This is a genomic window from Nocardioides humi (genome assembly GCF_006494775.1).
GTDB classification, from domain to species: Bacteria; Actinomycetota; Actinomycetes; order Propionibacteriales; family Nocardioidaceae; genus Nocardioides; species Nocardioides humi.
In genome coordinates, this window is sequence record NZ_CP041146.1 from 6102918 (window position 1) to 6120167 (window position 17250).

General features: G+C 72.7%; 18 protein-coding genes and 1 pseudogene. 5 read left to right on the forward strand and 14 right to left on the reverse strand.

Annotated features, from left to right (window positions below; all coding sequences use genetic code 11):
- Positions 1 to 2: 2 nt before the first annotated feature.
- A pseudogene (locus tag FIV44_RS29470) lies at positions 3 to 1600 on the reverse strand (ABC-F family ATP-binding cassette domain-containing protein).
- A gap of 72 nt (positions 1601 to 1672) precedes the next feature.
- Between FIV44_RS29470 and ypfJ the strand changes: the two are divergent.
- Positions 1673 to 2647 carry a KPN_02809 family neutral zinc metallopeptidase gene (gene ypfJ, locus FIV44_RS29475; protein ID WP_141008134.1) on the forward strand — a complete coding sequence of 325 codons (975 nt, stop codon included), beginning with the start codon at positions 1673 to 1675 and terminating at the stop codon, positions 2645 to 2647.
- 35 nt (positions 2648 to 2682) lie between these two features.
- Here the strand turns inward: ypfJ and FIV44_RS29480 are convergent, their stop codons facing one another.
- The 5 genes from FIV44_RS29480 to FIV44_RS29500 all read right to left on the reverse strand — a co-directional run bounded on the left by FIV44_RS29480 (position 2683) and on the right by FIV44_RS29500 (position 7873).
- Positions 2683 to 3588: a phosphotransferase gene (locus FIV44_RS29480; RefSeq protein WP_141007548.1), complete on the reverse strand. Its 906-nt coding sequence runs from the start codon at positions 3586 to 3588 to the stop codon at positions 2683 to 2685.
- Positions 3589 to 3624: 36 nt separating this feature from the next.
- Positions 3625 to 4653, reverse strand: a complete 1029-nt coding sequence (locus FIV44_RS29485) for a hypothetical protein (protein WP_141007549.1) — start codon at positions 4651 to 4653, stop codon at positions 3625 to 3627.
- A gap of 120 nt (positions 4654 to 4773) precedes the next feature.
- The gene (locus FIV44_RS29490) at positions 4774 to 5355 is read right to left on the reverse strand and encodes a TetR/AcrR family transcriptional regulator (RefSeq protein ID WP_141007550.1); all 582 of its coding nucleotides are present in this window, start codon (positions 5353 to 5355) and stop codon (positions 4774 to 4776) included.
- Between the two features lie 47 nt (positions 5356 to 5402).
- Complete coding sequence (locus tag FIV44_RS29495) at positions 5403 to 6971, reverse strand: ABC transporter permease (protein WP_141007551.1); 1569 nt, start codon at positions 6969 to 6971, stop codon at positions 5403 to 5405.
- On the reverse strand, positions 6968 to 7873 hold the full coding sequence (locus tag FIV44_RS29500) for an ABC transporter ATP-binding protein (RefSeq protein WP_141007552.1): 906 nt from the start codon (positions 7871 to 7873) through the stop codon (positions 6968 to 6970). Before FIV44_RS29500 ends, FIV44_RS29495 begins: the two co-directional genes overlap by 4 nt.
- A 33-nt stretch (positions 7874 to 7906) precedes the next feature.
- On the opposite strand from FIV44_RS29500, the gene FIV44_RS29505 reads away from it, so the two are divergent.
- Complete coding sequence (locus FIV44_RS29505; protein ID WP_141007553.1) at positions 7907 to 8365, forward strand: GNAT family N-acetyltransferase; 459 nt, start codon at positions 7907 to 7909, stop codon at positions 8363 to 8365.
- Between the two features lie 38 nt (positions 8366 to 8403).
- Here FIV44_RS29505 and FIV44_RS29510 read toward each other — a convergent pair whose 3' ends face one another.
- Positions 8404 to 9822, reverse strand: a complete 1419-nt coding sequence (locus tag FIV44_RS29510; protein WP_141007554.1) for a glycoside hydrolase family 16 protein — start codon at positions 9820 to 9822, stop codon at positions 8404 to 8406.
- Between the two features lie 207 nt (positions 9823 to 10029).
- Positions 10030 to 10644, reverse strand: coding sequence for an acVLRF1 family peptidyl-tRNA hydrolase (locus FIV44_RS29515; RefSeq protein ID WP_141007555.1), 615 nt, complete (start codon positions 10642 to 10644; stop codon positions 10030 to 10032).
- A gap of 41 nt (positions 10645 to 10685) precedes the next feature.
- Here FIV44_RS29515 and FIV44_RS29520 point away from each other — a divergent pair, with 41 nt between their 5' ends.
- From FIV44_RS29520 to FIV44_RS29530, 3 genes are all read left to right on the forward strand, one after another.
- Complete coding sequence (locus FIV44_RS29520; protein ID WP_219996220.1) at positions 10686 to 11183, forward strand: SRPBCC family protein; 498 nt, start codon at positions 10686 to 10688, stop codon at positions 11181 to 11183.
- A 161-nt stretch (positions 11184 to 11344) separates the two neighbouring features.
- Entirely contained in the window at positions 11345 to 11572 is a 228-nt protein-coding gene (locus tag FIV44_RS29525) for a helix-turn-helix transcriptional regulator (RefSeq protein ID WP_141007556.1), read from the forward strand.
- Positions 11569 to 12786, forward strand: coding sequence for a type II toxin-antitoxin system HipA family toxin (locus FIV44_RS29530; RefSeq protein WP_141007557.1), 1218 nt, complete (start codon positions 11569 to 11571; stop codon positions 12784 to 12786). Before FIV44_RS29525 ends, FIV44_RS29530 begins: the two co-directional genes overlap by 4 nt.
- Positions 12787 to 12790: 4 nt before the next feature.
- Here the strand turns inward: FIV44_RS29530 and FIV44_RS29535 are convergent, their stop codons facing one another.
- The 6 genes from FIV44_RS29535 to sufD are packed head-to-tail and all read right to left on the reverse strand — an operon-like array spanning position 12791 to position 17180.
- On the reverse strand, positions 12791 to 13156 hold the full coding sequence (locus FIV44_RS29535) for a metal-sulfur cluster assembly factor (RefSeq protein WP_141007558.1): 366 nt from the start codon (positions 13154 to 13156) through the stop codon (positions 12791 to 12793).
- Complete coding sequence (gene sufU, locus FIV44_RS29540) at positions 13156 to 13635, reverse strand: Fe-S cluster assembly sulfur transfer protein SufU (RefSeq protein ID WP_141007559.1); 480 nt, start codon at positions 13633 to 13635, stop codon at positions 13156 to 13158. The genes FIV44_RS29535 and sufU overlap by 1 nt, the downstream gene beginning before the upstream one ends.
- A gap of 2 nt (positions 13636 to 13637) precedes the next feature.
- Positions 13638 to 14909, reverse strand: coding sequence for a cysteine desulfurase (locus FIV44_RS29545; protein ID WP_141007560.1), 1272 nt, complete (start codon positions 14907 to 14909; stop codon positions 13638 to 13640).
- A 2-nt stretch (positions 14910 to 14911) separates the two neighbouring features.
- Complete coding sequence (sufC, locus tag FIV44_RS29550; RefSeq protein ID WP_141007561.1) at positions 14912 to 15670, reverse strand: Fe-S cluster assembly ATPase SufC; 759 nt, start codon at positions 15668 to 15670, stop codon at positions 14912 to 14914.
- Complete coding sequence (locus FIV44_RS29555; RefSeq protein WP_141007562.1) at positions 15667 to 16002, reverse strand: non-heme iron oxygenase ferredoxin subunit; 336 nt, start codon at positions 16000 to 16002, stop codon at positions 15667 to 15669. Before FIV44_RS29555 ends, sufC begins: the two co-directional genes overlap by 4 nt.
- A complete protein-coding gene (gene sufD, locus FIV44_RS29560) occupies positions 15999 to 17180 on the reverse strand; it encodes a Fe-S cluster assembly protein SufD (RefSeq protein WP_141007563.1) in 1182 nt (393 codons plus the stop codon). Before sufD ends, FIV44_RS29555 begins: the two co-directional genes overlap by 4 nt.
- Positions 17181 to 17250 lie beyond the last annotated feature (70 nt).

Genomic DNA, 17250 nt, shown 5'->3' on the forward strand with positions numbered 1-17250 from the left:
GGTCAGGCCAGGGCGACCAGGTCGGCGTAGTCGGGGCTCCACAGGTCCTCGACGCCGTCGGGGAGGATGAGCACCCGGTCCGGCTCGAGCGCGTGCACCGCCCCTCGTCGTGGGTGACCAGCACGATCGCGCCCTCGTAGCGGCGGATCGCGTTGAGCACCTCCTCGCGGGAGGCGGGGTCGAGGTTGTTGGTGGGCTCGTCGAGGAGCAGCACGTTGGCGGCCGAGACGACGAGCGAGGCGAGCGCCAGCCGGGTCTTCTCCCCTCCGGAGAGGACGCCCGCCGGCTTGTGCACGTCGTCGCCGGAGAAGAGGAACGAGCCCAGCACGGAGCGGGCCTCGGTGTCGGTGAGCTCGGGGGCAGCCGACTGCATGTTCTCCAGCACGGTGCGGCCCACGTCGAGGGTCTCGTGCTCCTGGGCGTAGTAGCCGACCTTGAGGCCGTGCCCCGGCACGACCATCCCGGTGTCCGGGTGGTCGACGCCGGCCAGGATCCGCAGCATCGTGGTCTTGCCGGCGCCGTTGAGGCCCAGGATGACCACCCGCGAGCCCTTGTCGATGGCCAGGTCCACGGCGGTGAACACCTCGAGCGCGCCGTACGACTTCGACAGGTCACGCGCCGTGAGCGGCGTCTTGCCGCACGGTGCGGGCGACGGGAACTTGATCGCCGCGACCTTGTCGGCCTGCCGCTCACCCTCGACGCCCTCGAGCAGCCGCTCGGCGCGCCGGAGCATCTGCTGCGCCGCGCTCGCCTTGGTGGCCTTGGCGCGCATCTTGTTGGCCTGGTCGGTGAGCGTCTTCGCCTTGTTCTGGGCGTTCATCAGCTCGCGCTTGCGGCGGGCCTCGTCGGTCTCGCGCTGGGTGAGGTAGTTGCGCCAGCCCATGTTGTAGACGTCGATGACCGCGCGGTTGGCGTCGAGGTGGTAGACCTTGTTGACCGTCTCGGAGAGCAGGTCGTTGTCGTGGGAGATCACGATGAAGCCGCCCTTGTAGGACTTCATCCAGTCCCGCAGCCACAGGATCGAGTCGGCGTCGAGGTGGTTGGTGGGCTCGTCGAGGACCAGGACCTCGGCGCTGGAGAACAGGATCCGGGCCAGCTCGACGCGGCGACGCTGGCCGCCGGAGAGGGTGCCGAGCGGCTGGTCCATCAGCCGGTCCGGGATGCCGAGGCTCTGCGCGATCTGGAGCGCCTCGGTCTCGGCGGCGTACCCGCCCCCGGCGTCGAGCTCGTCCTGCGCGCGCTGGAACCTCCGGAACGCCTTGTCCCGCTCGTTGGGGTCCTCGGAGGCCATCGCGACCTCGGCGGCCCGCATCCGTCGTACGGCGTCGTCGAGGCCGCGCGCGGACAGGATCCGGTCGCGCACGATCACCTCGGGGTCGCCGACCCGGGGGTCCTGCGGCAGGTAGCCGAGCTCGCCGCTGTTGGCGACCGAGCCGCCCGCGGGCAGCACGTCGCCCGCGAGGACCTTCGTGAGGGTGGTCTTGCCGGCGCCGTTGCGCCCGACGAGCCCGACCTTGTCGCCGGGGCCGACCCGGAAGCTGACGTTCTCCATGAGGAGCCGCGCACCGACGCGTACCTCGAGCTGGTGCACCGTGATCATGACGTGCCCCAGTCTCCCACGGCCGCTCGGCAGCGCTGAAAACGGCGGACTCTGGAATAGGGTGCTGCCGTGGTGCGATTCAATCCGAAGGCCCGCCTCGACCAGTCCCGGGTCCGCGACGCCGGGAGCGGCGGCGGTGGCGGCGCGGGGGGCGGCCTCGGTGGCGGCGGGATGCGGATCCCGATCCCCAGCGGCGGACTCGGCAAGGGCGGCCTCGGCGGCGTGATCCTGATCGTGCTGCTCGTCGTGCTCTCCCAGTGCATGGGCCTCGACCTGACCGGCGGTGGGGGCGGCGGGCTCGGCAGCAGCTCGCAGGTCTACTCACCGACCCGGCTCAGCGACGCGCAGGACGGCTCCGGCCGGTACGCCGACTGCGCGACCGGCGAGGACGCCAACAACAGCCAGGACTGCGCCCGGGTCGCGATCGAGAACTCCCTGACCGACTACTGGGGGTCCGAGCTCGGCGGGAAGTTCCGGCCGGAGCGGGCGATGGTCACCTTCACGGGGTCGGTCAACACCGGCTGCGGCAGCGCGTCGTCCGCCGTGGGGCCGTTCTACTGCCCCACCGACGAGTCCATCTATCTCGACACCACGTTCTTCGACGACGTCCTCGAGGGCCAGCTCGGCGGCCCGGAGGGCAGCTTCGTGGAGTTCTACGTGCTCGCCCACGAGTACGGCCACCACATCTCGAACCTGCTCGGCTACATGGGCCAGGTGCGCAGCCAGCAGACCGGTCCGCAGAGCGACGGCGTCCGGCTCGAGCTCCAGGCCGACTGCTACGCCGGGCTGTGGGCCAACCACGCCGCCACGACCGAGGACGCCTCCGGCGAGAAGCTGATCCTCGACCTCACCCAGGACGACATCAACCAGGCCATCGACGCGGCCAAGGCGGTCGGCGACGACTACATCCAGAAGCGCAGCGGCGGCCGGGTCAACGAGGAGGCCTGGACCCACGGCTCCTCCGAGCAGCGCAAGAAGTGGTTCATGGTCGGCTACCAGCAGGGCAGCCTGGACGCCTGCGACACCTTCGCCGCACCCAAGGTCTGAGCCCGGGCCGGGCGACCCGGCGGAGCGGCCGGACACTAGAGCGCGAGCAGCGCCTCCATGTGGCCGAAGGTCCGCTGCAGGGCGCGCAGGTGCGGTGCGACCGCGGGATGGCGGTACTTCCCGGCCAGCGCCCCCTCCCCTCCTGCCACCCGGGCCAGCGCCCACTCGGCCCGGCTCAGCGCCGTGTAGACGGCCACCACCTGCGCTCCGAGCACGACGGCGTCCCGGTCGGCGACGCCGTCCGGCAGCCCGAGCAGATAGGCGTCGAGCAGCGGCTCGAACTCCTCGCGCGAGGCGAGCGACAGGTAGCCGAGGTCGCCTCCGACGGGTCCGTGGCCGAGCGTGCCCCAGTCGATCGCGACCGCGTCGTCGTCCTCGCGGCCGGGGAGGTTCAGCGGCGTCGGGTCGCCGTGCTGCGGCACCTGCGGCAGTCCGTCGACCAGGGTGAGCATCCGCTCGCGGTGGCTCCACAGGTGCTCGGCGACGTCGGCGACGGTGGTCCGGGCCAGTGTCGGCCAGCCGCCCCGCCTGGCCACCCGGGCGAGCCGGTCGCGGAGCAGATGGGTCGCGAGGAACACGGGGCGGCCGATCTCCGCGCCGGCGAACCGGCCGAGCGAGAGGGCCAGGAAGAGGCCGCTGGACGCCGCGTCCTCCACCCAGTCGCGGACGATCGTGACGCCCTCGTCGTCCTCCTCGATCGAGGCGCCGGCGGCCCGCAGACCCGGCGTCGCGGTGGTGAGGCCGGTCATCAGGACGTCCGCCTCGCGGCGCCAGTAGCCGGCGTGCGAGCGCTCCGCGAGCACGGCCGGGTCGCCCGGCGCCGGTGCGCCGAGCCGCTTCACCACCACGGGCCGCCCGCCGAGCGCGGTCCGCCACACGCCCACGGTGGACGTCCCGGTGCCACCGGGGAGCGCCACCCAGTCGGGCTCGGGCTGCCACATGCGGCTGAAACTAGCCGATGTCGCCCTCGGAGTGCGTCACTTCCGCTTCGCGCGCAGCTTCACCCAGTGCGGCGGGTCGCCGAGCCGGCTCGCGCAGTTGGCGACGTCGACGGAGAGCTGCCCCGTGACCGTGCCGTTCTTCTTGAACCGCAGCTGCACCCGGCCCTCGAGGGTCTCCGGCTCGCCGTCGACGACGAAGCTCTCCTGCCAGGCGAGGTCGACCCGGCCCTTCTTGATCTTGGCCTTCGGCATGGTGAACACGACCGGGAGCTGGGAGTAGCTGTTCGGGTAGGTGTAGCAGTGCAGCCAGACGCGGCTGCGCAGCTTGACGACCTTCTTCTTCTTGACCTTGAACCTGATCCACTCCGCGTCGACCGGCCGGCCGTCGTCCCCGAGCAGGTTGCCGGCGTAGCGGCCGGGCTTGGCCTTCGGCGCGGCCTCCGCGACCGGCGCGGAGCCGACCAGGCCCACCACCAGGACGGCGCTCAGCAGGCCGACCACGGCCCGGACTCCTCGGGAGCCGCGGGCCCGGCTCCTCGGCTGCGTGGTGCTCCTCATCGTGCTCCGGCACTCCTTCACGATCGACCGACCCGGCCAGTGTCCCCGATGGCGGCAAGCCCCGTCACGGACCGCACCTCGGCGAGCGGGTCGCGGCCGCGCCAGGTGCCGTGCGCCGCCACCGGGCGGAAACGGACGAAGAAGTGGTCGTCGATCCTGCCCTCCCCCTCGAAGCGCCGCCGGGTCGGGTCGTGGCTGCCGGCGCCGTAGGCGAACCGCGCCATCGCCGTCGGCGGAGCGCCACAGCGTGAACGTGCCGAACCCGAGCGGACCGTCCATGAGGCCGAGCCGGAAGGTCTCGTCCGGGTTGCGGTCGAGGTCGCGCAGCACCCGCCGGTTGCCCTGCACGAACGCGGGGACGCTGCGTGGGCGCACGAAGCCCAGGGTGAGCACGGCCAACGGCTCGTCGACCGTGAGGCGCTCGGTGCGGCCGCCCTGCGGGCGCCAGCCGTGCCAGTCGCCGCGCATCACCCGGACGGTGTCGAGCGCGACGGCCCACGACTCCACGGCGTCCTCGGTGTACGGCGCGGGCCAGGACGGGTCCGCGAAGCAGGCGTCGCGCGCGGAGCGATCCTCCCAGCCGGGGCAGGTCCCGGAGCCGGTGCTCGACGAGGTGCAGCGACATGGTCATGGCGCCAGCCAGCCCTCGATCACGGCCCACGCGGCGGCGGCGGGATCGGCCTCGTCGGGGAGCTGTCCGGCGGTCGTCAGCGCCGCCAGGCCGTGCACCTGGGCCCACAGCGAGGTGACGACGGTGACCTCGTCGGCGGGCCGGAACGCACCGGCCTCCAACGCCCGGCGGACGGCGTCGGACACCCCGGCGATCGCCTGGAGCCGCGCCCGGTCGAGCTCCGGCGTCGGCGCGAGGCCGGCGGCACCCTCGGTGAACATCGCCTCGTAGAGACGGGGGTGGTCCAGCGCCCACTGGACGTAGCGCGCACCGAGCCCGGCGATGTCGGCGACGGGGTCGTCGCTCGCGGGCTGCGCCGCCTGCTCGGCACCGAAGTCGGTGAACGCCGCGATCAGCACCGCCCGATGCAGCGCCTCCTTGCTCCCGAACAGGGAGTACACCGCCGCCGTGGACGTCCCCGCACGCTCCGCGACGTCCCGCAGCGCCAGGGCGGCGACCCCGCGCTCCGCCACCGTGTCCAGGGCGCACGCCATGATCCGCTCCCGCAGCTCCGCGGTGTGCGTTCGAGGTCGCGCCATGCCGGCAGGTTAATCCAGACGACGTTATATAACAAGGTGAGAATTGGCTAGCCGATGTCCCTCTCGCGGAAGCGCCACCACGCCACGGCGAGCAGCACCGCCGTCACCGCGCTCAGGCCGCCGGCGCTCCCCCAGCTCCACGCGTGGGCGGGCAGCGACGGCACATGGGAGTACGGCGACAGCCCGGTCAGCCAGCCCGGGAGCTCGAGCAGGTCGCCGAGCAGGCTCAGCGTGAGGAAGGCGGCGGGCCAGGCCCAGACGAGAAGCGCCCAGCGCAGCCCGGCGGCGAGGGAGAGCACCGCCAGCGCGCCCACCGCCCAGGCCGCGGGCACCCAGGCGAGCGCGGCGAGGAGCAGGTTCCCGATGCCGGGCCCGTCGGCGGCGACGTACCCGATCCAGAGCCCGACGCCGGTCACGGCGAGCAGCCAGGCGGTGCCCACGAGGGCGAGGGTGGCCGACGCCGCGAACCACCCGCCGCGGCTGGTGGCGGTCGCGAGGACCAGCTCGGCGCGGCCGTCCTCCTCGTCGCGGCCGGCGTGGCTGACGACCGTCACGGCGAAGTACGTGAGCACGACCGCGACGACCGAGAGGATCGCGGCCGCCAGGGCGCCGCCCAGCTCGTCGATGATCGACTGCGCCACCTCGGAGTCCAGCAGGTCGCCGATGCCCGGCGCGATCATCCCGAACACGATGCCCAGCCCGCCGGCCGCGAGGGACCACAGCACGAGCGTCGTGCCGTGCACCTTGACCGCCAGCGCGAACGCGTCGGCCAGCCGCGGCGATCCGGTCCGCGGCCCCGGACGAGCGGCCACCAGGCCCGCGCCGAGGTCGCGCCGCGACCGGAGCACGGCCGCGACCGCGAGCAGGAGCGCGGCCAGCGCGACGTAGCAGGCCAGCAGCCACCAGCGCTGGTCGCCGTACGCCCGGACCCGGGTGTTCCACCCCAGCGGCGAGAGCCAGCTCAGCCAACCGGGACCGGTGTCGCCGGCCGCACGGAGCACGAACAGCACGCCGACCGCTCCGGCGGCGTACGCCGCGCAGGTCCGCGCGCTGGCGGAGAGCTGGGCGGTCACGGCGGCGATGCCCGCCGCGACGAGCGCGGTCCCCGCCCACACGGCGCCGAAGGCCAGCGAGCCGACCGGGTCCAGGCCCGACACGGTGTTGCCGGCCGCGGTGAGCGCGCCGAGGGCGACCGCCAGCGCCACGGCCTCGACGGCGGTCGCGACCAGGGGCGCGTGCCGGCCGACGGCGGTGCCGCCCACCAGCTCCGTGCGCCCGGTCTCCTCCTCGACCCGGGTGTGCCGGCGCACCACCACGACGAACAGGACGGCCACGAAGACGGCGTACAGGACGGTCATCTTGGTCATCGCCAGCTCGCCCTCGCTGGTGACGTCGAGGACCGGGCCGTAGAGCGCGACGATCGCGGGACTCGCGTTGATCGCCTCCGCGGCGCGCACCCGGTCGGCCTGGTCGGCGTACAGGCCCGGGGTCGCGGCCGCGGACGCCACGCTCATCAGCACCAGTACGCCGACGGCGACCGGCGCCAGGATCCGGTCCTGGCACAGCGCGAGCCGGAGCAGCAGCGGCCACCCGGCGGTGCTCGGGGAGCGGCTCACCGTCCGGCCTCCGACCGGTCGCGGTAGGCGTCGAGGAAGAGCTCCTCCAGGCTGGGCGGCGTGCTCGTCAGCGCGATGACGCCGGCGGCGGTGAGGGCGGCCAGCACCGCGGGCAGGCCGTCGGGGTCGACCGTGCAGGTGACCTGGGCCCCGTCGACGGCGAGGTCGTGGACGCCGGGCGTGCCGGCGAGGTCGGGCACGGTGCCGCTCAGGGTGGCGACGATCCGGCTGCGGCTCAGGTGGCGCAGGTCGCTGATCCGGCCGGTCTCGACGACCCGGCCCTCGCGGATGATCGTGACCCGGTCGGCCAGGCGGTCGACCTCGCTGAGGATGTGGCTGGACAGCAGCACGGTCGCGCCGTGTGCGGTGTGCTCGGCGACGCACTCGTTGAAGACCTGCTCCATCAGCGGGTCCAGCCCGGACGTCGGCTCGTCGAGGATCAGCAGGTCGGGCTCGGTCGCGAACGCGGCGACCAGCGCGACCTTCTGCCGGTTGCCCTTGGAGTACGCCCGGCCGCGCTTGGTCGGGTCGAGCGCGAACCGCTCGACCAGCTCGTCGCGCCGCGACGCGGCCGGGTCGGCGCCCCGCATCCGGATCAGCAGGTCGACGATCTCGCCGCCGCTCAGGTTGGGCCACAGGCTCACGTCGCCCGGCACGTAGGCGAGCCGGCGGTGCAGCACGGCGGCGTCGCGCCACGGGTCGCCGCCCAGGATCCGCACCTCCCCCGCGTCCTTGCGCAGCAGGCCGAGCAGCACCCGGATCGTCGTGGACTTCCCCGCCCCGTTGGGACCGAGGAAGCCGTGCACCTCTCCCGGCTCGACCGCCAGGTCGAGCCCGTCGAGGGCCCGGAACGCACCGAAGGTCTTCACGAGGCCGCGGACCTCGATGAGGGGACTCGTCATGGCTCCATCATGCGCGTACGGGAGGATCGAACCATGCAGATCGCCGCCGACGACCCCCGCCGGCCCGACGTCCTGGCCCTGCTCGAGGAGCACCTCGCCGACATGTACGCCACCTCGCCCGCCGAGAGCGTCCACGCCCTCGACCCGGACGCGCTCGCCGGCCCCGGGCTGAGCTTCTGGACCGCCCGCGACGGCGACGGCGCGCTGCTCGGGTGCGCCGCCCTCAAGCGGCTCTCCGACGAGCACGCGGAGCTGAAGTCGATGCGGACCGCGGCCACGGCCCGGCGCCGCGGCGTGGCCGGGCGGCTGCTCGACCACGTGCTGGGCGAGGCCCGCGAGCGGGGGCACACCCGGCTCAGCCTGGAGACCGGGACCGAGGACTACTTCGCCCCCGCCCGCGCGCTGTACCTCGCCCGCGGCTTCCGGGAGTGCGGGCCCTTCGAGGGCTACGCGCTCGACCCGAACAGCGTGTTCCTCACCCTCGCGCTCTGAGCCGCCCGCCGGCCGGCCCGCGTCCGGTCACCAGGCGCTCACTGCCAGGCGCGCACCCAGTCGACCTCCAGGGTCGAGCTGTCCGGCATGGCCGCGACCGGTGCGTTCCAGGCCGCGCCCCAGACCTGGGTGAGGACGAGGTAGAAGGGCTGGTCGAAGGGCTGCGGCGGCGTCTGCCTCGTCGGCGTCCAGCGGTGGCTGAAGCAGAGCTTGTCGTCGTAGTAGAACCGCATCACCGTGGGCGTCCACTCCACCGCGTACGTGTGGAACGCGCTGCTGGCGGTGGGTATCGCGCAGGTCCCGCCCGAGCTGAGCAGCGGCACCTCGCCCTCGTAGTGGACCGACGGGTAGACGTTCGCGGGCCGGGCGCTGAACCACTCGGCGACGTCGATCTCCCCCGACGCCGGCCACACGCCGTACGTGTGCTCCTGGGGGTACAGCCAGAAGGCGGCGTGCGAGCCCGCGATGCCGCGCTCCGCCGGCACCCGCATCCGCGCCTCGAAGCGCCCGTAGACCTGGGTGAACCGCGACCGGGTGGCGACGGTCGCCACGGTCGCGCGGGAGGCGAAGCTGCCGTAGGGACTGACGCAGGTGAACGGCGGCAGGTTGCGGCGGGAGGTCAGCCGCAGCACCCCGCCGCCGACGCTGATGGTCTCCGGGTTGCTGACGTAGCAGCCCGCGTCCCCGCCGACCATGCCGCTGAACCACGTCTGCTGCGGCATCCACTTGGCGCCGTCCAGGGTGGAGCCGTCGAACTCGTCGACGAAGGTGCAGGACCAGTAGGTGTCGTCGGACTTCTGCGGCCGCTCACCGCAGTCGTCGGACGGCGCCGCCGGCTCGGCCTCCTCGGCAGGCTCCGCGGGAGCGGCCTCCTCCGGGGACTTCTCCGCCGGCTCCTGCGCTGGCTCCTCGGGCCGCTGCTCGGCCGCGGGGACGTCGGGCGTCGGCAGGTCCGGCCGGGGGTCGGGCTCGGCCGGCGAGGCGGGCGAGGCCGGTGTCGGCACCGCCGCCGGAGGCGCCACGTCGGCGCCGCCGGGCGCCGGCGCAGCGGCCGGTGCCACCGTGAGCTTGCGGACGACGCTCGCCCGCCCGTCCGCGACGACCCGGTAGCTGCGGGTCCGGCTCGGGAGCACGGTCGTCACGACGTACTGCCCACGACGCGAGGCGCGGTCCCGGGCGACGTCCTTCCAGCCCGTCGCGCGGCGTACCTGGAGCCGGGCGGCGGCCCGTGGCCGGACCCGGCCCGCGAAGGCGAGCCGCACCCCCTGCTGGATCGGGAGGCTGATCGTCGGCCGCGCCGCCCGGCGCTCGGCGGCTGTGGGCTGGACCTGGTCCGGCACCACGCCGAGCCCGAGCGCGACGGCGATGACGGCGCCGACGACGAGCGGGGTCGGCCGCCAGTGGCGGCGCGGCCTTCGAGGCGGGCTGTCCGGCCGTAGGGTCGACGGGTTCCCCATGAGAAATTCCCCTTTCCGCGCAGCATCCGCAGGCGCCCAGCGTCGAGAGCTGGGACGGACGAGAGCAGCAGGGAGCAGGCGCCGCGGAAACTCACGGCCACGAGGTCAGGCGTCGGCATAGCCCGAGAACGACGCTCTGTTCCTCACTGCATGTGGATGACGTGGCTGTACCCGGTCTCGACGAAGCCATCCGACCCAAGACTCGAATCAGTGCGGGGCAGCGTTCTCCACCGCGACCACCAGCGCCCCGGCGTCGCGGACCGCCCGGTCGAGCACCGCCCGCCGCGGATCCGGTACGTCGAGCCAGGGCCCGACCACGGCGAGCGAGCGGAGTCGCGGGTCCGCGAGCACCTCGGCCACCGCGGTCCGGTCGCCGCCGGTCACGATCTCCCGCGCACCGGCCAGCACGGTGTGCGCGTGCTCCGCGGCCGCCTCGTAGGCCACCCGCGCCTGGTTCGCCCGCCGGCGGGCGAAGCGCTGCTGGGACTGGCCTCCGGCCTTGGTGCGGCCCTGCACATGACGCTGGCCGACCTTGCTCGCCACGACCGCGCCGGCCTCGACCCGGGCGACGGCGAACCCGCCCTTGCGGACCAGCAGCACGCCCCACACGGCCGGCGCCGCGACCCGCTCGCCCAGCGCGTCGGCGTCGGGCGGGCCGTCGTACTCCTGGGAGAAGGGCAGCCGGGCCGCGAACCAGGAGCCGTCCGGCGCCGCGCCATGGAGCGCCCCGTCGGCGACCCGGAGGTCGGGGTCGCCGTGGGAGGCGGCGAAATTCGCCCGCCAGCGCGGCCAGCGCGCGGGCGGGACCAGGACCTCGAGCACAGGGGCACGGTACCGACGAGAACGTGTTCTAGCCTTGGGGCATGGCTGCCCTGCACCCGTGCGATCGCGTCGGCGTCGACTTCGTCGACAGCGCACCCCACCGCTTCGCCAACAGCGTCGACCTCGCGATCACGCCGGAGCAGCTGTTCGAGGTGTTCGCGGATGCCGAGGCGTGGCCGCGCTGGGCCAGCGTGATCCGGCACGTCGAGTGGACCTCTCCCCTGCCTCCTCGGGCCGGCAGCACCCGGGCGGTGTCCATGCTGGCCGGACTGGAGGGCGCCGAGGAGTTCCTGGTCTGGGATCCCCCGCGGCAGATGGCCTTCCGCTTCAACGAGGCCTCGGAGCGGTCGATCCGCGCCTTCGCCGAGCGCTATGACATCGTCCCCACGCCCGGCGGCTGCCGGCTCACCTGGACCCTCGCGCTCGACGTCGGCGGCATCGGGCGCCACTTCATGCCGCTCAGCGGCCTGGTCTCCAATGCCGCCTTCCGCCACTTCCTGAAGCGGCTGCGTGGCTACACCGACGAGCGGTTCGGCTGAGCTGCACGTACGTGCAGCCTGCATCGGTTTCCCGGGTCATCACGGATCCTTTCAGACTGTGGCCGCACGTTCGTGCGGAAATACTCATTCTGGGGCGTTCTGGACGCGTATTCTGGGATCGGGCCGCACGTTCGTGCGGCCGTATCGACGAGGAGGCGACGATGACCGCTCCCCCCGGCGGCAGGCTGGCCGCCGAGGTGCGCGCCCGGCGGGCGCAGCTCGGCCTGCGCCAGGAGGAGGTCGCCGACCTGGCCGGCGTCTCCGAGCGCTTCGTCCACTCCCTGGAGAACGGCAAACGGACCGTGCAGCTCGACAAGGTGCTGGCCGTCCTCAACGCGCTCGGCCTGCACCTGGAGCTCCATCGCGGCGCCGATGGCGAGATCCGATGACCGCCACGGATCTGGAGTCCTTGCGCTTCGTCGAGCGCGCCGACGTCCACAAGGCCGGCGAGCACGCCGCCACGCTCACCCGCGTGGCCGAGGGCGTCGAGTTCCGCTACCGGACCGCGTGGCTCGAAGCGGGCGGCCAGCCGGTCGCGACCAGCCTGCCGGTGACCCCCGACCCGGTGGTGACCCCGGGCGGCGCGCTGCCGTCGTACTTCGCCGGGCTCCTGCCGGAGGGCCGCCGGCTGGGCGTGCTGCGACGCGAGACCAAGACCTCGGCCGACGACGAGCTGACCCTGCTCCTCGCAGTGGGCGCGGACGCGATCGGGGACGTCCAGGCGGTCCCCGACGGCGCCGCGCCTACCGAGGTGCCGCCCCGGATCGCCATCGACGACATCGGTCGCGCCAGCTTCGCCGAGCTGCTCGACGAGCTGGGCGTCCGGGCCCAGCGCGCCGCGCTGCCCGGCGTGCAGGACAAGACCAGCGCCGCCATGATCAACCTGCCGATCGCCCGCGCCGGCGAGCGGCACATCCTCAAGCTCAACCCCGTCGGCGAGCTCCCCCACCTCGTCGAGAACGAGGCCTTCTTCCTCGACGCCGCCCGCAGGTCCGGGCTCACCGTGCCCGCCCACGAGCTGGTCACGGACCGCGACGGCGCCCCCGGCCTGCTGGTCCGACGCTTCGACCGGGTGACCGTCGAGGGCAAGGTCCGCGCGCTGGCCGTCGAGGACGGGTGCCAGGCGGCCGACCGCCCGCCGGCGGACAAGTACCGGCTCGGCGCGGATCGCGTGTTCGCGGCCCTCACCGCGGTCTGCGACGCGCCCGCGGTGGCCGGACGCGACCTCCTCCGGCAGCTCGCCTTCGCCTTCCTCACCGGGAACGGCGACGCTCACGCGAAGAACTTCACCGTGCTGCAGGACCTCTCCGGGGAGTGGCGGGCCTCGCCCGCCTACGACCTGCCGTGCTCACAGGTGTACGGCGACCACACCATGGCGCTCGCGGTCGACGGACGCACCGACGCCCGCCTCGGGGGCGAGGACTTCGTGGCGCTCGGGACGCGGCTGGGCGTGCCGGAGCGGGCCACGCGCCGGATGCTCGACGAGCTGACCGAGCGCGCGGACCGCTGGCTGGGCGAGCTCGACCGGCTACCGTTCGACGCCGGACGCGTCCGCAAGCTGCGGCGGGTGATCGACCACCGTCGCGGGCAGCTCAGACGTTGAAGCCTCAGACGTTGAAGCCCAGCGCCCGCAGCTGCTCACGGCCGTCCTCGGTGATCTTGTCCGGGCCCCACGGGGGCATCCAGACCCAGTTGATGGCGACGTCGTTGACGAGGCCCTCCAGCGCCGAGTTGGTCTGGTCGGTGATCACGTCGGTCAGCGGGCAGGCCGCCGAGGTCAGCGTCATGTCGAGCACGACATTGGTGCCCTCGTCGACGTGGATGCCGTAGACGAGGCCGAGGTCGACCACGTTGATGCCGAGCTCGGGGTCGACGACGTCCTTCATCGCCTCCTCGATGTCGGCCAGGGCGACGTTCGACGACGCGTTCGTGCTGGCCTCGGGGACCTCGGGCAGGTCGCTGTTGTCGGTCATCACTTGCCTCCGTCTTCTGCGACGACCTGTGCCGTCGCGTCCTTCCACGCCATCCACGACAGCAGCGCGCACTTCACCCGCGCCGGGAACTTCGCCACGCCGGCGAACGCGATGCCGTCCTCGAGGACGTCCTCGTCCGGCTCCACGGTGCCCTTGCCCTGCATCAGGGTGAGGAACTCCTGGTGGATCGCCATCGCCTCGTCGACCGGCTTGCCGACGACGAGGTCGTAGAGCACCGACGCCGAGGCCTGGGAGATCGAGCAGCCGAGGGCGTCGTACGACACATCGGCGACCACCTTGCCGTCCGCGCCGTCCTCGAGGTGGACGCGCAGCGTCACCTCGTCGCCGCAGGTGGGGTTGACGTGGTGCACCTCGGCCTCGTGGGCCTCGCGCAGGCCCTTGCCGTGGGGGTTCTTGTAGTGGTCGAGGATGATCTCCTGGTACAGCGCGTCCAGGTCCTGACCGTTCGCCGTGGTCATCGTCAGTCCAACTTGAAGTAGGAACGGGTGTATTCCAGCCCCTCGACGAGGGCGTCGATCTCCCGCGGCTCCGTGTAGAGGTACGACGACATCCGCGTCGAGCTCTGCACGCCGAACCGGGCGTGGGCGGGCTTCGCGCAGTGGTGGCCCGCGCGGACGGCGACGCCGCGGCTGTCGAGCACCTGCGCGATGTCGTGCGGGTGCACGCCCTCGAGCTCGAACGAGATCGCCCCGCCGCGCGCGGCCGGGTCGAGGGGGCCGAGCACGGTCAGCCCCTTCACCGACTGCAGGCCCTCCAGGGCGTAGCCGGTGATCGCCCTCTCGTGGGCGTGGATCGCGTCGAGCCCGATGTGGCCGAGGTACTCCACCGCGGCGCCGAGGCCGATCGCCTCGACGATGGGCGGGGTGCCGGCCTCGAACTTGTGCGGGATGCCGGCGTACGTCGAGCCCTCCATCCGCACGGTCTCGATCATCTCGCCGCCGCCGAGGAAGGGCGGCAGCGCCTCCAGCACCGCGCGCGAGCCCCAGAGCACGCCGATGCCGGTCGGCCCGACGACCTTGTGGCCGGTGAAGGCGAGCAGGTCGGGGCGCTCCTCGGCCGGCATCGCCGCGAGGTCGATCGGCAGCTGCGGCGCGGCCTGCGAGGCGTCGACGACGACGAGCGCGCCCACGGCGTGCGCGCGCCGGGCGATCTCGCCGATCGGGTTGATCGTGCCGAGCATGTTGGAGACCCAGGTCAGCGAGACCACCTTGGTGCGCTCGTCGATCAGCTCGTCGACGGCCGACAGGTCGAGCCGGCCGTCGTCGGTGATGCCGAACCAGCGCAGCGTCGCGCCGGTGCGCTGGGTGAGCAGCTGCCACGGCACGATATTGGAGTGGTGCTCCATCTCGGTGATGACGACCTCGTCACCGGGGCCGACCTGGCGCTCGCCGGGCCAGGCCAGGACGTTGGCGGCGAGGTTGAGCGCCTCGGAGGCGTTCTTGGTGAAGATCACCTCGTCCCGCTCGGGCGCGCCGATGAACGCGGCCACCCGGTCCCGGGCGGCCTCGAACGCCTCGGTGGACTCCGCGCCGAGCTGGTGCATCGCCCGCGCGATGTTCGCGTTGTGCCGCTCCAGGTGGTCGACCATCGTGTCGATGACGACCTGCGGCTTCTGCGAGGTGTTCGCGCTGTCGAGGTAGACCAGCGGCAGACCCCCCGCGAGCGTGCGCTCGAGGATCGGGAAGTCCTTGCGGATCACCTCCAGCTCGGGCAGGAGGCCGTCGAGGGTCATGATCAGACCGCCGCCGTCAGGAAGCGCTCGTAGCCGTTGGCCTCCAGCTCCTCGGCCAGCTCCGGGCCGCCGGACTCGGCGACCTTGCCGGCCACGAAGACGTGGACGCGGTCGGGCTTGATGTAGCGCAGGATGCGCGTGTAGTGCGTGATCAGCAGGACGCCCTTGCCCTCGCGCTCGCGGAACCGGTTGACGCCCTCGGAGACGACCTTGAGCGCGTCGATGTCGAGGCCGGAGTCGGTCTCGTCGAGGATCGCGACCTTCGGGTCGAGCAGGTCGAGCTGGGCGATCTCGTGGCGCTTCTTCTCCCCGCCGGAGAAGCCCTCGTTGACCGAGCGCTGCGAGAAGGAGGCGTCGAGGTTCATCCGCTCCATGACGCCGTTGACGTCCTTGACCCAGGTGCGCAGCTTGGGGGCCTCGCCGTCGATCGCGGTCTTGGCGGTGCGCAGGAAGTTGGCGACCGAGACGCCGGGGACCTCGACGGGGTACTGCATCGCCAGGAACAGGCCGGCGCGGGCGCGCTCGTCGACCGACATGGCCAGCACGTCCTCGCCGTCGAGGGTCACCGAGCCGCCGGTGATCTCGTAGCGGGGGTGCCCGGCGATGGAGTACGCCAGGGTGGACTTGCCCGAGCCGTTGGGGCCCATGATCGCGTGGGTCTCGCCGTCCCTGATGGTCAGCGTGACGCCCTTGAGGATCTCCTTGGGCCCGTCCTCGGTCTGCACCTGGACCTGCAGGTCCTTGATCTCGAGGGTGCTCATGATGGGGTGACTCCGTTCAGGGTGGTGGTGATGTCGACGTACACGTCGTCACCGCGGATTTCGACGGGGAAGGTGGCGACCGGCTCGGTCGCCGGGAGGCCGGTGGGCTTGCCGGTGCGCAGGTCGAAGCAGGACCCGTGCAGCCAGCACTCGACGGTGCCGTCGGTCACCTCGCCCTCGCTCAACGGGACCGCGGCGTGCGAGCAGAGGTCCTGCAGCGCGAACACGTCGTCGCCGTCGCGGGCGATCGCGACGTCGTACCGGTCGAGGGTGACCCCGAGGGCCTCGTCGTCCGGTACGTCGACCAGCGCGCACGCCCGCTCGAAGCTCACGCGAGGTCCTTGAGGACGTTCTTGGCGAGCTCCGCCTCGACGGTCTCGAGCAGCTTCTCCTCGATCGAGGGGATGTCGACCTTGCGGATCAGGTCGTTGAAGAAGCCGTGCACGACCAGGCGCTGCGCCTCCTTCTCGGAGATGCCGCGCGAGCGCAGGTAGAACAGCTGCTGGTCGTCGAACCGGGCGGTCGCCGAGGCGTGCCCGGCCCCCTCGATCTCGCCGGTCTCGATCTCCAGGTTGGGGACCGAGTCGGCCTGGCAGCCGTCGGTGAGGACCAGGTTGCGATTCTCCTCGTAGGTCTCGATGCCCTCGGCGACCTTGCGGATCAGCACGTTGCCGATCCACACGGTGTGCGCGCCCTGGCCCTGCAGCGCGCCCTTGTAGACCACATTGCTCTTGGTCTTGGGCGCGTTGTGGTCGGCGAACAGCCGGTGCTCGAGGTGCTGGCCCTCGTCGGCGAAGTAGAGGCCGAGCAGCTCGGCCTCGCCGCCGGGACCGGCGTACTCGACGTTGGCGTGCATCCGGACCAGGTCGCCGCCGAAGGAGATCGAGGTGTGCTTGACCGAGGCGTCGCGGCCGACCCGGATCGCGTCGCGGCCCAGGTGGACCGCGTCGTCGTCCCAGTCCTGCAGGCTCAGCACGTTGACCTTCGCGCCGTCGCCGACCAGGAAGGAGGAGATGGCGGAGTAGCGCGCGGACCCGTTGTGGACCAGCACGATGGTCACCTCGGCGTGGGCGCCGATCCGGTAGACCAGGCGGCTCCAGACCAGGTCCTCGACCGTGCTGCCGGTGAGCCGGATGACCACCGGCTCCGCGACGACGGTCTCGGCCGGGACGTCCAGCAGCACGGCGCCGCCGGCGTTCGCGGCGGCCAGCGCGGCGGGACGCTCGTTGGGCGCGAGCTCGCCGAGCGCCACGGCCTCGTCGGCGGTGATCTCGGTCAGCGTGACGCCGGCCGGCAGCGTGGTGTCCCACTTCAGGTGCGCGTCGGACGCCTCGCCGTCGAGGAGGCCGCGCAGCCGCTTGAGCGGCGTGAAGCGCCACACCTCCTCGCGCCCGGTGGGCACGGGGTGGTCGGCCAGGTCGTACGACGCGGGCGGGTTCAGGTGGCTCTCGACGCGGTCTGCTTCCAGAGCCGACCTGACGGCCGACTCAGCCGTTTCAGTCACTGTCACAGGGTTTCCTTCAATGCGTGATGCTGGTGGGAATGCGCAACCATCGAGCCTTCGACGGCGCTGGGGGCTG

What these genes read in the sequence shown, in the direction of transcription:
- sufC (WP_141007561.1), bottom strand. Translation starts at nt 15,670, where the DNA reads ATGAGCACCCTCGAGATCAAGGACCTGCAGGTCCAGGTGCAGACCGAG.
- FIV44_RS29505 (WP_141007553.1), top strand. Translation starts at nt 7,907, where the DNA reads ATGCAGATCGCCGCCGACGACCCCCGCCGGCCCGACGTCCTGGCCCTG.
- FIV44_RS29545 (WP_141007560.1), bottom strand. Translation starts at nt 14,909, where the DNA reads ATGACCCTCGACGGCCTCCTGCCCGAGCTGGAGGTGATCCGCAAGGAC.
- FIV44_RS29520 (WP_219996220.1), top strand. Translation starts at nt 10,686, where the DNA reads ATGGCTGCCCTGCACCCGTGCGATCGCGTCGGCGTCGACTTCGTCGAC.
- FIV44_RS29535 (WP_141007558.1), bottom strand. Translation starts at nt 13,156, where the DNA reads ATGACCGACAACAGCGACCTGCCCGAGGTCCCCGAGGCCAGCACGAAC.
- FIV44_RS29525 (WP_141007556.1), top strand. Translation starts at nt 11,345, where the DNA reads ATGACCGCTCCCCCCGGCGGCAGGCTGGCCGCCGAGGTGCGCGCCCGG.
- FIV44_RS29500 (WP_141007552.1), bottom strand. Translation starts at nt 7,873, where the DNA reads ATGACGAGTCCCCTCATCGAGGTCCGCGGCCTCGTGAAGACCTTCGGT.
- FIV44_RS29480 (WP_141007548.1), bottom strand. Translation starts at nt 3,588, where the DNA reads ATGTGGCAGCCCGAGCCCGACTGGGTGGCGCTCCCCGGTGGCACCGGG.
- sufU (WP_141007559.1), bottom strand. Translation starts at nt 13,635, where the DNA reads ATGACCACGGCGAACGGTCAGGACCTGGACGCGCTGTACCAGGAGATC.
- FIV44_RS29530 (WP_141007557.1), top strand. Translation starts at nt 11,569, where the DNA reads ATGACCGCCACGGATCTGGAGTCCTTGCGCTTCGTCGAGCGCGCCGAC.
- FIV44_RS29490 (WP_141007550.1), bottom strand. Translation starts at nt 5,355, where the DNA reads ATGGCGCGACCTCGAACGCACACCGCGGAGCTGCGGGAGCGGATCATG.
- FIV44_RS29510 (WP_141007554.1), bottom strand. Translation starts at nt 9,822, where the DNA reads ATGGGGAACCCGTCGACCCTACGGCCGGACAGCCCGCCTCGAAGGCCG.